This is a genomic window from Acetobacterium sp. MES1 (assembly GCF_002237635.1).
Taxonomy (GTDB): domain Bacteria; phylum Bacillota; class Clostridia; order Eubacteriales; family Eubacteriaceae; genus Acetobacterium; species Acetobacterium wieringae.
In genome coordinates this window covers 402,280-415,382 of record NZ_MJUY01000013.1, presented here as the reverse complement: position 1 = coordinate 415,382, position 13,103 = coordinate 402,280, and the positions used below count along the sequence as shown (strand labels likewise).

The window sequence follows — 13,103 nt, the reverse complement described above, 5'->3', positions numbered from 1 at the left end:
ACCGTTTTTTTTGATTTAAATATAATCGGAGAAATAAATTTTCTCATTGGCGATGACACTCTCCAGGATCGCCACTGTTTTTTTACTGGCCTCAATCCGTTCAATCTGCTGCAGGTAGGTGGGTCGCTTATAACCCAGCAGCATGCAGGTTAAAATCCCGATTTCTAACTTGACCCGGTTATCTGACGGTTTATCAACTAAAACCGGGGCCTGACCGGGGCTAAACTTGACGGTAAAACTGCGATTATTCCACTCCAATACGGTGTCGATAATCTCAAAGGTTACCGCTTCATTGATATCGGTATTGGAAAAGTGATACTGCCTGAAAAACCCTTCGAAATCCACAATCCGAGCCATAATATAAGGGCGAATGGTTTCTTTCATATCGCTGTCACCAAACAGAAACGAAATGGTATGGTTGTTGTAATTGCTGCCAACCACCTCGTTGATCATCGATTCATGGGCCGCGATATAGCCCCACAGCCCTTTCCGGGCCTCCTGATTGAGATAAACCATTTCTTTGACATGGAAGACATCATTTTCGATCAGGTAGACCAGATAGCCCAAAGGGCGATCATCTTCGCCATAATAAATAGCTACCGTGACATCCTCCACATCCCAGCGCCAGTATTCCTCCCAGACCAGTTCATTGCGAACCAGACAACCATGGGTCTGCCGGGCAAAGGTGTCATGAAGGGCAATCAGATCGGGGCTGTTTTCCCTGACCCGCTTCACCCGTCCCGGTACATCAATATCCCGAGGCAACTGGTGGTCACGGATCTGATAAGTCATCTTATCCGAGACCACCTCCCAGCCTTTATGCCGATAGAGAGGATGGGAATAGGGATATAAAAAGGATATGCACTGGTTGCGTTCATACATCGTTTCCAGACTTTTTTTCATCAGCCCGGACATTAACCCCAAGCCCATGTATTCCGGATAAGTAGCCACACCGGTAATATAACCCATCTCATAAATGCTGCCACTGATATTGACCTGCAGCGGATAAACAGCGATCTGGGCCGCCAACCGCTCATCCTCAAACCAGCCGATGACCTCGGCTTTTTCCAGAATCGGAAATTTTGACCGCTTAATCTCATCGTGCTTCCAACCGACTTTTAGCAGCTGTTCATCCGTCACCTGAAAGGCATACCTCAAAATATCATTAAACTGCGTTAAATCCTTGGCTTCCAGCCGCTTTAGATGCAAATCTCTTTTTATCGCTTTATTCATTTGACGCTCCTTAGTGTTATTATTTTATTTTATACCCGAAATATTAAATTAGACTCAATGTCAACTTATGGTATACTAGAAAATATTCGATTAAGCGAGGTATCAATATGCTAAAAGAAAACGATCAGACATTTCTTCAATCCGTTCTGACTTTTTGGGATCATTTAACGCCACAGCAACAGTCACAACTGACTGATAATGCCATCCCCATAAAATACCGCCGGGGTGAAAACATCCATCGTGGCGAAAACGATTGTGTCGGCGTGCTCCTGATTAAAAGCGGTGAATTGCGCACCTATATTTTATCCGAAGACGGCCGGGATATTACCCTTTACCGTCTGGGCCCGGATGAGGTCTGTATCTTATCGGCTTCCTGTGTCCTTGAAAATATCACCTTTGATGTGCATATTGATGCCGAAACGGATTGTGAAGTCCTCCTGATTAAGTCCTCGATCTTCCAGCGTATTTGTAATGAAAACATCCATGCCGAGAATTTTTCCTATAAATCGATGATTGACCGTTTTTCGGACGTGATGTGGGCGATGCAGCAGATTCTCTTTATGAGTTTCGATAAGCGGCTGACCATCTTTCTGCTGGATGAGGTGGCCCGTACCGGTTCTACCACCATTGTGATGACCCATGAGCAAATTGCCAAATATGTGGGGTCTGCCCGGGAAGTGGTTTCCCGGATGCTGAAATATTTTGAGAACGAGGGGTATGTGCACCTGTCCCGGGGTAAAATTGAAGTGATTGACAAGGTGCAATTAAAGGAAATTATTTAACGCCCAAAAAATTAAAAGAGCAACTGATTTCTCGGTTGCTCTTTTAATTTTTTGGGCTATTGAGCCACTAAATCTAAAATATCCGCTTTGGATTTTGCTCCCACAGATTTCTTCACTACTACCCCGCCCTTGACCACTGCCAGGGTCGGAATGCTCATGACCTTAAATTCGGCGGCCAGTTCCTGTTGTTCATCGACGTTTATTTTTCCGACCTTTAAGGTAAAGACCTCATCGGCGATTTCGTCGATGATCGGCGAAACCATCTTGCAGGGGCCACACCAGGGTGCCCAAAAATCGAGTAACACCGGTTTATCGGAATTGATGACTTCCTGTTGAAAATTATCTTTAGTGATTATTACTGCGCTCATATCTTTAATCTCCTTAATCGTTAATTGGTATATCTTTATTATAACCATTTTAGATTAATACTCCGTAACTTGATCACAGAGTAACAAACTTCTTAAAGTTACTTACGCAAACCCCTGATTAATGCCCCCGATGTTTCTGCTTTTTCTTTTCCTGCCGCAGATCAAATTGGCGTTGCTTTTCTTCCTCGGTTTTCTGGCGGTTAAACGCTTTTCGGATCATCTTCTTATTTTCCTGCTCTTCTTTTATGGCCTGCTGCGCCTTGGTTCCAATGCTTTTTGCGGCCATTTGCCGATTGATATCCCGCCTCATCCGCTTGGGATTGATCCGCTTCTCGGGCGCTTTTTCATCAGCAATCGGCTGACTGAATTGGAGCCGGTTATAATTTTTAAGCAGAAATTCATAGATTTCCCCGTCTTTGGGTTCCGCTCCGAACGTCACCTTGGCCACTTTCAGAGTTTCGCCATCTGCGCTTTCAAAGACGCCCACCCAGAAGGGGTCGTCAAAAAAAACCGTCAACTTGCCAGTTACTTTGTCCATATTCAATTCCTCCTAGAAAATAGTGACAAAGAACGGACAACCTTAGGAGGCAGGTTACTGACAGGATGATCCTGCGTCTGGACTACCAACCAGAACTGTGTTTTTATCTTTGCTTTTATTATAACACGATGACCGGATTGATCAAGTTATCTCATCTGTTAATTTAAGATCAAATTCCATCCACAATGTTTCTATCACTCAAACTGCGCCTGATACATCTGCCAATAATGCCCCTGCCGTTTCATCAGTTCTTCATGGGTGCCCTGTTCCACCACATCGCCTTGATCCACCACCAGAATCAGATCAGCGTTCTGGATGGTGGAGAGCCGGTGGGCGATGACAAAACAGGTTTTATCTTTCATCAACTGGCGCATGGCTTCCTGAATCTTTTTCTCGGTACGGGTATCAACGTTGGAGGTGGCCTCATCGAGGATCAGCATCTTGGCGTCCAGCAACATCGCCCGGGCGATGGTTAAAAGCTGCTTCTGGCCCTTGGAAATATTGGTGCCGTCATCACTTAAAATCGTATCGTAACCCTGAGGCAGATGTGCAATGAACGAATGAATACGGGCCGCTTTGGCCGCCTGGATTACCTCTGCCATGGTGGCATTTTCTTTGCCATAGGTCAGGTTTTCAAAGATGGTGCCATGAAAAATCCAGGTGTCCTGAAGCACCATGGCAAAGGATTTGCGCAGGCTGTCCCGGGTCAGCTCCTGAACCGCATTGCCATCCACATAGATATTACCAGCTTCGGTATCATAAAAGCGCATCAGCAGATTGATAATCGTGGTTTTACCGGCCCCGGTGGGGCCGACAATGGCAATCAGCTTACCCGCTTCGGCCTCCAGACTTAAGTTTTTGATAATCACCTGATTGGCATCATAGCTGAAGCGGACATTTTCCAGCACGATATCACCCTTCACACTGGTCAGATCGGTCATCTGATCGGTGTCCCTGGCCTCTGACAGTTCATTTTGCAAAGCAAAAACCCGCTCGGCCGCCGCCAACGATGACTGCAGGTCATTCATGATATTGGCCATTTCATTTATCGGTCCGGAAAACTTGCGAGAGTACAACACAAAGGACGAAATCTGCCCAATCGACATCGATCCCACCAGATATAACAGCGCCCCAAAGACACTGATACAGGCCAGCGAGATATTGTTGATAAAATTAATCGTCGGATAAATCATGCTGCCGTAATATTCGGCGTTATAATAGGCATCCACCGCCTGCTTGTTTTTCACATTAAATTTCTCAATGGTATGCTCTTCCTGATCATAAATTTTTAAAGTCTTCTGACCCGATACCATTTCTTCCACAAAGCCATTAAGCTCCCCCAGCTTGCGGGAACGTCGACTAAACAGTGGCCGGGTCTTTTTAACCAGGTAACGGGACATCAAGATTGACGCCGGTACCGTGAACGCAAAAATCAGCACCAGTTGGGGAGAAATCGCCAGCATCATCAAAAAGGATCCCAGCACAGTAATCACCGCAGAGGATACCTGGATCAGGTCACTGGAAATGGAGCTGTTGACCGTATCAATATCATAGGTAATCCGGCTGATAACATCCCCGGTCTGATGGACATCAAAATAACCCACCGGCAGATCCATCAGCTTATTAAAGACATCCCGGCGCATGGCGAAAGTAACCTGGCGACTGATCCGGATCATCAGCACTTCCAGCACATAGGTCAGTCCGGCTGAGCCGATATAAAAAACCACCATCCAGGCAGCGTAGTAAAATACCTGACTAAAATCAACCCGACCCGTACCCAGCTCAATGGCATCAATGGCGTAACCAGAAAGTAGCGGCCCCACCAGCGCCAGTAGATTACTGCCGATGGTTAAGACGATGGCCGCCAGCAGTTGCCATTTATAGCGCATCAGATAGCCCCCCAACTGGATCAGGGTACCCTTGCGGTTTTGCGGTTTTTCAAATTTTTGTGATCGTCGCATCTCAGGACACCCCCATCTGGGAATGGCTGATTTCCCGATAAATTTCGCAGATCTTCATTAAATGCTTATGCTTACCATAGCCAATGGCCACACCATCTTCCAGCACCAAAATGTGATCGGCGTGTTTAATGGAGCTGATCCGCTGGGCGACAATAATAATGGTGGTGTCGTCAAAGTTTTCTTTTATCGCCTTGCGAAAAGCGGCATCGGTTTGATAATCCAGGGCGCTTGATGCGTCATCCAGCACCAATATTTCCGGGCTGGCTGCCAGCGCCCGGGCAATCAGAATCCGCTGTTTCTGACCGCCGCTGAGATTGGCCCCTTTAATGGTTAACTGCTCGCCGGATTTATCCGCTTTTTCATCCACAAATGCTTTGGCACCGGCGCAGACGATTGCCTTTTTTATGGCTTCTTTTGAGAGATTGCGGCCCAGATCGATGTTCTCCTCAATGGTGGCTTCAAAAATCATATCATTCTGAAACACCACTCCGAATTTTTGATGCAGTTCCCGGGGATCGATTGATCGGATGTCCCGACCAGCAATGGTAATGCTCCCCGCATCTGCATCGTAAAGGCGCATCAGCAGATTTAATAGGGTGGTTTTTCCGGCCCCGGTTTCACCAATAATTCCCAGAGTTTCCCCTTTTGCCAAAGCAAAAGATATATTATCCAGATTGGGTTCTTCTTTATTATATGAAAAGGTGACATTTTGAAATGCCACAAAGGCATCATCTTTTACAGTTTCCCCATCTTCGGTCACTTCCTGAACTGCCAAAATATCCACACTATCCAGGGCCTGGATAATCCGCTCCGCCGAAGCCGTGGCCTTTGGCCACATCTCAAACAATTTGGAAAGCGCCAAAACAGCATGCAGAATGATCGTAAAATAGGTCATAAAGGCCAGGATGATACCCACTTCCGAGGTACCGTTATTGACGCCATAGGCTCCCACCACCACCACCGATACCAAACCCAAATTGAGACAGATATTCATGGCCGGAGAAATCACCGCCACCGTCATCCGGGCTTTTTTCTCCCGGTTCACCACATCGGTATTAATGGTATCAAAGCGTTTTTTCTCATAGTCGGTTTTGGACAGTGCTTTGATGACCCGGATCCCGTTGATGTCTTCCCGAACCACTCGGACAAAGCCATCCAAGGCCTGTTGCAGACCGGCAAAAAGCGGCATGCTTTTTCGGGAAACCAGGATGATAATCAGCATCATGACCGGCATAATCCCGATTAGTACCATTGCCAGCCCCGGATCCAGGGTCATTGTGATGATGATGCCGCCGACTAGCATAATCGGGGCCCGCACCCCCAACCGCTGAATCCGGATGATCATCTGATGAACAATGTAGGTATCGGCGGTTAACCGGGAGATCACCGACGGCTTCGTCAGGGTATCCATCTGATGATTGGAAAAATAGATCACCCGGGCAAACAGGTCGTGACGGATTATTTCGGTGGCATCACTGGCCACCCGGGCGGCCATCCGATTGGCAATAATGTTAAAGACCATTCCAATGATGGCACAGACCACCATTACCCCACCCCAATAAAAAATCGGTGCGGGTTGATTTAACGGAATAACCTGGTCAATAATCAAGGCCAGAATTGAGGGAATAATCAGATCCATGATCGATCCGGTAAATTTAAAAAATATACCAATCGCCATCCGGCCATAGAAAGGTTTTAAATATTCGGTGATAATTTTTTTCACACGGTACCTCCTTCCGTTGTCATCATTTCTCTGTTTTGGTTTTTCAAAAATTAACTATCTTTAATTTTACCGTTTTTTAGTGATTAATCCAGTTCTTTTTATCTTTATCAACGACCGCCCTCATAAAAAAAGCAACCTCCACTTAAGAGATTGCTTCCTGTTTTGCTATTTCATCTGATTTTCCAGCGTCAACAATTTTTGTTTGATATCCAGTCCGCCGCCATAACCAACCAGACTACCATTGGCCCCAATTACCCGGTGACAGGGGATGATGATGGCAATGGGGTTCTTGTTGTTGGCCCCCCCCACCGCCCGGCAGGCTTTTTCATTGCCGATGGCCCGGGCGATATCCTGGTAGCTGCAGACTTCGCCGTAGGGAATCTCCTGAAGGGCTTTCCAGACCTTTTGCTGAAAGTCGGTGCCCTGCGGACAAAGCGGCAAATCAAAGCTGCGGCGTTTCCCCTGCAGATATTGCGCCACTTGCTGGCTGGCTTCTTTTAGCAATGGTGTCTCACGATGATTGACCTGATCCGGCAACGCTTTTTCAAAACTTAATCCGGTAATGGCTTCGCCGTTTTCAATGATTACGATTTTCCCCAAGGGGGTTTGATAACAAAAACCATTTTTCATCATATTCACCTTTTGCCTCAATCATCCTATTCGTTTAATTCAATTGCCGGTATTGCTGTTCTTGCATCATTTCCCAGACCTTTGGTTCCTTGGCATCTAGATCTTCATTAAACAGGCAGGCCCGGCCAATCTGGTTATTGTCGTAGGTCTTGAAATAATAGGTGCCGGTATTACAGACCATGCAGGCCGTATACTGGGTAAAATCGATGCCCTCATCGGTGATCACACTGCCCTTGGGAATATCGACTGATGCCAAAATGTGAAAAGCGGCGTTAATACACTCTTCTTCGGTTTCGATGGGATTAATGGCCTCCCGACCAAACAGTGCCCGTAAAAACCGCGATGGCGGGGTGTAATCTCCCGGCAGACCAACGCTTCCGGAACCACCGCCAAAGGGACTAAAGGTCAGGCCATTTAATTGAATCGAACCGGTTTTATTGGGTGAAACCCCAATATAATTGCGGATATTGGTTAAATGCCAATTGAAATCCGGGCTGTTGGTCATCACCCCCAGGGGGTTGTCATGGATCACAATGCCCTCTTTCATCGGTTCAATCACCAGGGTTCGGCCAGTTTTATCGGTAATGATCCAATGTAACGGGGTAATGACGTTCATCATCTTAAGAGGTGTACTGACAATATTGAGCTGCGGAATCGCCGCCTTGACTTCTTCAAGGGTTGCGAAGTTGGTCAGCAGCCAGCCGACAATTTCGTGAGGCGCCAGATTAATGCGACCCGGGATGACCGCATCGCTATACTCGGCATAGCCCGGGAAATATAAACTGGCACAGGCCAGTCCGGCTTCGTTGAGACCATCGGCAAAAAGATAGGTGCCCAAATTTCGACCGATGCCCATCATCGCATACTTGACCGCTCTTTGGGTTTGATCCACCTCCGACTCAAGCAAAAACTTCCTCGGCACACAGATCAGCTCCGGATCCAGTAAAAAAGCAAAATCCATGGTTCTGGCCAACGTATTAATCTGGTTTGTTGTCATCAGAGTAAGGCTTGTACACATTAAGAATTACCTTCTTTCTACTTTTTAACCATTATATCTGTTTTTTTAGAAATAGTAAATCATTAAGAAAGCTTAATTCGTAACGGTTGCCGCATCGCCTAAAACCGTTGTTGTGGCTGTGCTGGTTGTTAGTATTTAATCACGCCCATGGCCTCTAAAATTGAGCTGATCAGAATTGCAACAATACAAAGCGGGGCGATGTATTTAACCATAATGATAAACAGCTTTTCCCGTTTAAAGGGTGAGGACAGCTTGACCTCGTCGGTGATGATCTTAGTTTCCAGCACATGACCCACCAGGATACAGGTAAAGAAGGCCCCCACCGGCATCAATACTGAGTTGGTAATGAAATCGAAAAAGTCCAGAAAGTTAAAGCCAAAAATGAGCACCTCGCTCCAGACGCCCTGTCCCAAAGAAGAGGGTATCCCAATCAAAATTGCCAGCACCGTAACAATCAGTACCCCTTTTTTGCGTTCCCACTTAAACTGATCACAGACTGTTGCCACCACGGCTTCCATTAGCGAAATCGAAGAGGTCAGCGCCGCAAACAATACCAGCAGAAAGAAAACGCCGCCCATCACATTGCCAAAGCCCATCGTTTCAAATACCTTGGGCAGGGTGACAAACATTAAACCGGGGCCCTTATTAAGCGCTGTCGGATCACCACCGGAGAAAGCAAAGACCGCCGGTATAATCATAAAGCCCGCCAGAATGGCAATCCCGGCATCAAACAGCTCAATTTGCTTAACCGATGTTTCCAGGTCATCTTTTTTGCTGAGATAGGAACCATAGGTGACCATAATCCCCATGGCCAGCGACAACGAGTAAAACATTTGGCCCATGGCGGCCAAGACTGCCTGAAAACTGAAATTAGCCAAGTCCGGATACAGAAAATACCAGACCCCGGCCATCGCCCCAGGCTGCATGATTGAATAAATTGATAAAAAAACCGATAAGACAATCAATATTGGCATTAAGATCTTACTGGCTTTCTCGATGCCATCCTTAACCCCGCGGATCACCACAAAGGTGGTGGCCAGAACAAAAATAGCCTGCCAGATAATCGGTTCAATCGGTTTGGCGATATAGCTTGAAAAATAATCGGCGCCGGTGGTAGCCACTCCGCCACCGGAGACAAAAACTAAAAAATATTTGATTACCCAGCCCCCGATTACACTGTAATAAGGCAAAATCAGAAATGCCACCAGAGAGGCAATCACTCCCACAAAACTAAACCGTTTATCCAGGGCCCGATACGCACCCATGGGACTCAGCTGGGCTTTACGGCCAATTGCCAACTCAGCCGTCATAATTGTAAAACCCAGGGTCAAGACAAAAATCAGGTAGATGACCAGAAACAGACCACCCCCATATTTGGCCGCCAAATAGGGAAACCGCCAGATATTCCCCAGCCCCACTGCCGATCCGGCAGCTGCCAGCACAAAACCTATTTTACTTGAAAACTCACTTCGTTTATCCACACAATTCCTCCAACCGTTTCGATCGCAAATTTATTTTTGCTTTTTTACGCTATTTTGTCCGTGTATCTCGAACAAATTCGCACCTTTACTATTTTAACCGTTTTGATATTTTTTGCCAGTACTTTTTTTTTAATTAAATCATCTATTTAGGTCACTAATCATTTAAATCAAAAAGCAACCGTTAAAAAAACGATTGCTTTTGATTGATTTTTAGCTGATCTCGCTAAGTACCAGCTGGTTTTTCTGCTGTGATTTTTTTACATCAATAATCCGCTGATTATGTGAGCCCCGGAATTTTAGCAGCAAACTTTTTTGTTCCGCTTCAAATCTTCCATCCACGAGCAGATCAGTATACCTGAGCAGTCGCTGCCACCGCTGATCCTTTTTTTCCAACAGCGTTTCAAAGGTGTAGCCCGTATAGGTCATCACATGAAAACCGGCTGCCTGGGCGCATTTGGCCAGCTCGCTAAAGCCCTCGGGCTGCAAAAAGGGTTCGCCACCGCTTAGGGTGATGCCATCCAGTAGCGGATTCTTTTTCATTTCGTCAATGATGGCGTCTATCGCCACCAGTTGACCGCCGTTAAAATCATGGGTGGCCGGGTTGTGGCAGCCCTCGCAATGATGGGGGCAGCCCTGGGCAAAAACCACCAAGCGGATACCCGGGCCATCGACGATCGATTCCTTGACGACCCCGGCGATTCGTATTTGGGAGGTCACTGCAATTGCTCCAACCGTTCCCCACCAGCCATTTGACTGGTCGCATTGAAATGATTGATTCGATCCCTTACTTCCGCTTTTTTGGCATCATTAAAACGATCCAGGGTGCCCACCAGATAACCGGTAATCCGACGAATCCGCTCAAAGGGAACATCGCCTTCGCTTCGTCCACAATTCGGGCACACATCGCCGATGATGCCGGTATAGCCGCAAACCGGGTCGCGATCTACCGGATGATTGATCGAACCATAGCCGATGCCAGCTTCCTTCATCGCCCGAACCACCTTCTCAAAGGCTTCCAGATTATCAAGCGGATCACCGTCCATTTCCACATAGGTGATGTGTCCGGCGTTGGTCAACTCATGATAGGGCGCTTCCAGGGTAATTTTTTCATAGGCACTGGTGGGGTAGTAAACCGGAATATGAAACGAATTGGTATAATACTCCCGATCCGTTACCCCGGGGATTTCACCAAAGACCTGTTTGTCCAGCTTGACAAAGCGGCCAGCAGTCCCTTCGGCCGGGGTGCCCAGCAGGGTAAAGTTCATGCCATAGACCTGACTGGTTTCATCCATCCGCTTGCGCATGTGGCCAATAATTGCAAGCCCCAGCTCCTGTACGTCTGCCGCTTCGCCATGGTGTTTGCCGGTTAAAACCGTCAGGCATTCCGCCAGGCCGATAAAGCCCATACTCAGGGTGCCGTGTTTCAGTACTTCCCGGATTTCCATCTCGTCGGTCAGATCTGCAGAATCAATCCAAACGCCCTGGCCCATTAGGAAAGGAAAGTTTTTAACTTTTTTGTGGGCCTGAATTTCAAACCGTTCCAGCAACTGCTCAATCACCAGATCAATTTTCTGATCCAACTCAGTAAAAAACACGTCCGGATTCCCCTTGCTGTTTAGGGCAATCCGGGGCAGATTGATGGTGGTAAAACTTAGGTTTCCCCGGCCATAGGTGATTTCCCGACTGGGATCATGGACATTACCGATCACCCGGGTACGACAGCCCATATAGGCAATTTCTGTTTCCGGCTGGCCAGCCTGATAATATTTCAGGTTATAGGGTGCATCCAGAAAGGAAAAATTCGGAAACAGGCGCTTGGCACTAACCCGACAAGCCAATTTAAACAAATCATAATTGGGATCCCAGGGATTATAATTAACCCCTTCTTTCACCTTGAAAATATGGATTGGGAAAATCGGGGTTTCGCCATTCCCCAACCCGGCCTCCGTCGCTAACAGCAGGTTTTTTATGACCAGACGCCCCTCAATTGAGGTATCCATCCCGTAGTTGATGGAACTAAACGGAATCTGAGCCCCAGCCCGACTGTGCATGGTGTTGAGATTGTGAACAAAGGCCTCCATGGATTGATAAACACTGCGGTCAATTTCCCGTTCGGCATTTTCCATGGCAAAATTCTGAGCCCGGCTGATGCTGTTGGCATCCGCTATCCATAACGCCAAACTCCGGGCTTCGGCTTCCAGATAATTCTTCGGTTGATTTAGCTCGGGCTTTAACCCCAGTTTCTTTTCGATATCTTCACTGATGGCCTTTACCTTGGCTAAAGCATTTTTGGTATCGGTCAATAAGGTCAGGGCCTTGGCCAAATTCTCCCGATAGAGCCGGATAAAAGTTTTTTTCACCCCCGGCACCATGGCATAGTCAAAGTTGGGAATACTCTGTCCGCCATGCTGATCATTCTGGTTGGACTGAATGGCAATGCAGGCCAGCGCCGAATAACTCTGAATATCGTTGGGTTCCCGGAGATGGCCGTGACCAGTCGAAAACCCATCTTTAAATAAGCGTTCTAAATCAATCTGACAGCAGGTAGTGGTCAGGGTTAAAAAATCCATATCGTGAATGTGGATTTCACCGGCTTTATGAGCGGTTGAATGCTCGGGATTGAGGACAAACATTTCATAAAACTGTTTAGCGCCCTCTGATCCATACTTCAGCATCGTCCCCATGGCGGTGTCGCCGTCAATGTTGGCATTTTCCCGTTTAACATCGTTGTCCTTGGCTTCTTTAAAGGTCAGATCCTCATATATTTTCATCAAGCGGGTATCCATTTCCCGGATTCGGGTTCGCTCGGCCCGGTAGAGAATATATTTCTTGGCGGTTTTAGCATGTCCGGTTTCGATCAGAATTTTTTCCACCGCATCCTGAATTTCTTCCACCGTCGGGGTTTTGGTGTTCATTTCCTGTTCGATATAGATGGCCACTTTTTCAGATAGCTCCATGGCGGTCTGATAATTCTGGCCGCCGATTTCACTGGCGGCCTTAAAAATGGCATTGGCAATTTTTTCAATATTAAAAGGCGCTTCTCGTCCATCTCTTTTTTTGATCTTCGTAATCATCCTGGTTTGTTTTCCTACTTTCCTGCGAGTCTTTTTGTTGTTTCGGGCATTGAAAAACCTCTCGACGGCGTGGGTCAAGAGGCCTCAGATTGCTTGGCTCAAACACCCTCTATCACGCGTAGAGTCTGGTGTGACGAATAACGGCGGGTAATCTGACTTAGGCTTGATCTTTTTAAAAAAATCTCCCCCTTACAGCGGCGGGACCGTGCCGGATTTGCACCGGCTTCCCCCATGCTGCACCGGTTGGCACAGCACCATTATCTTCATATTTGGTTGTTTTAATTTTATCACATAC

General features: G+C 47.0%; 11 protein-coding genes and 1 riboswitch. Of the genes, 1 reads left to right on the top strand and 10 read right to left on the bottom strand.

The window, feature by feature from the left end:
• Nucleotides 1-15: 15 nt before the first annotated feature.
• The gene (locus BI182_RS05885; protein ID WP_286806175.1) at nucleotides 16-1,233 is read right to left on the bottom strand and encodes a GNAT family N-acetyltransferase; all 1,218 of its coding nucleotides are present in this window, start codon (nucleotides 1,231-1,233) and stop codon (nucleotides 16-18) included.
• A gap of 107 nt (nucleotides 1,234-1,340) precedes the next feature.
• On the opposite strand from BI182_RS05885, the gene BI182_RS05880 reads away from it, so the two are divergent.
• On the top strand, nucleotides 1,341-2,015 hold the full coding sequence (locus BI182_RS05880) for a Crp/Fnr family transcriptional regulator (protein WP_070370891.1): 675 nt from the start codon (nucleotides 1,341-1,343) through the stop codon (nucleotides 2,013-2,015).
• Nucleotides 2,016-2,071: 56 nt separating this feature from the next.
• Here BI182_RS05880 and trxA read toward each other — a convergent pair whose 3' ends face one another.
• From trxA to BI182_RS05835, 9 genes are all read right to left on the bottom strand, one after another.
• The gene (gene trxA, locus BI182_RS05875) at nucleotides 2,072-2,383 is read right to left on the bottom strand and encodes a thioredoxin (RefSeq protein ID WP_070370890.1); all 312 of its coding nucleotides are present in this window, start codon (nucleotides 2,381-2,383) and stop codon (nucleotides 2,072-2,074) included.
• Nucleotides 2,384-2,501: 118 nt separating this feature from the next.
• Nucleotides 2,502-2,921 carry a YjdF family protein gene (locus BI182_RS05870; RefSeq protein WP_286806172.1) on the bottom strand — a complete coding sequence of 140 codons (420 nt, stop codon included), beginning with the start codon at nucleotides 2,919-2,921 and terminating at the stop codon, nucleotides 2,502-2,504.
• A gap of 194 nt (nucleotides 2,922-3,115) precedes the next feature.
• Nucleotides 3,116-4,882 (bottom strand): ABC transporter ATP-binding protein, encoded by a 1,767-nt coding sequence (locus BI182_RS05865; protein ID WP_286806170.1) that lies wholly within the window; start codon nucleotides 4,880-4,882, stop codon nucleotides 3,116-3,118.
• Nucleotide 4,883: 1 nt separating this feature from the next.
• A complete protein-coding gene (locus tag BI182_RS05860; RefSeq protein ID WP_148638181.1) occupies nucleotides 4,884-6,605 on the bottom strand; it encodes an ABC transporter ATP-binding protein in 1,722 nt (573 codons plus the stop codon).
• 165 nt (nucleotides 6,606-6,770) lie between these two features.
• Nucleotides 6,771-7,235, bottom strand: a complete 465-nt coding sequence (locus tag BI182_RS05855; protein ID WP_286806168.1) for a methylated-DNA--[protein]-cysteine S-methyltransferase — start codon at nucleotides 7,233-7,235, stop codon at nucleotides 6,771-6,773.
• A 34-nt stretch (nucleotides 7,236-7,269) separates the two neighbouring features.
• Nucleotides 7,270-8,253, bottom strand: a complete 984-nt coding sequence (locus BI182_RS05850) for a linear amide C-N hydrolase (RefSeq protein WP_286806166.1) — start codon at nucleotides 8,251-8,253, stop codon at nucleotides 7,270-7,272.
• Nucleotides 8,254-8,381: 128 nt separating this feature from the next.
• Complete coding sequence (locus BI182_RS05845; protein WP_286806164.1) at nucleotides 8,382-9,734, bottom strand: sodium-dependent transporter; 1,353 nt, start codon at nucleotides 9,732-9,734, stop codon at nucleotides 8,382-8,384.
• Nucleotides 9,735-9,944: 210 nt separating this feature from the next.
• Entirely contained in the window at nucleotides 9,945-10,451 is a 507-nt protein-coding gene (gene nrdG / locus BI182_RS05840) for an anaerobic ribonucleoside-triphosphate reductase activating protein (protein WP_286806162.1), read from the bottom strand.
• A complete protein-coding gene (locus BI182_RS05835; protein ID WP_286806160.1) occupies nucleotides 10,448-12,808 on the bottom strand; it encodes an anaerobic ribonucleoside triphosphate reductase in 2,361 nt (786 codons plus the stop codon). Before BI182_RS05835 ends, nrdG begins: the two co-directional genes overlap by 4 nt.
• A gap of 125 nt (nucleotides 12,809-12,933) precedes the next feature.
• Nucleotides 12,934-13,082: riboswitch (cobalamin riboswitch) on the bottom strand.
• Nucleotides 13,083-13,103: the final 21 nt, after the last annotated feature.

Coding starts and splice junctions, on each gene's coding strand:
- BI182_RS05885 (WP_286806175.1), bottom strand. CDS start 1,233: ATGAATAAAGCGATAAAAAGAGATTTGCATCTAAAGCGGCTGGAAGCC.
- BI182_RS05880 (WP_070370891.1), top strand. CDS start 1,341: ATGCTAAAAGAAAACGATCAGACATTTCTTCAATCCGTTCTGACTTTT.
- trxA (WP_070370890.1), bottom strand. CDS start 2,383: ATGAGCGCAGTAATAATCACTAAAGATAATTTTCAACAGGAAGTCATC.
- BI182_RS05870 (WP_286806172.1), bottom strand. CDS start 2,921: ATGGACAAAGTAACTGGCAAGTTGACGGTTTTTTTTGACGACCCCTTC.
- BI182_RS05865 (WP_286806170.1), bottom strand. CDS start 4,882: ATGCGACGATCACAAAAATTTGAAAAACCGCAAAACCGCAAGGGTACC.
- BI182_RS05855 (WP_286806168.1), bottom strand. CDS start 7,235: ATGAAAAATGGTTTTTGTTATCAAACCCCCTTGGGGAAAATCGTAATC.
- BI182_RS05850 (WP_286806166.1), bottom strand. CDS start 8,253: ATGTGTACAAGCCTTACTCTGATGACAACAAACCAGATTAATACGTTG.
- BI182_RS05835 (WP_286806160.1), bottom strand. CDS start 12,808: ATGATTACGAAGATCAAAAAAAGAGATGGACGAGAAGCGCCTTTTAAT.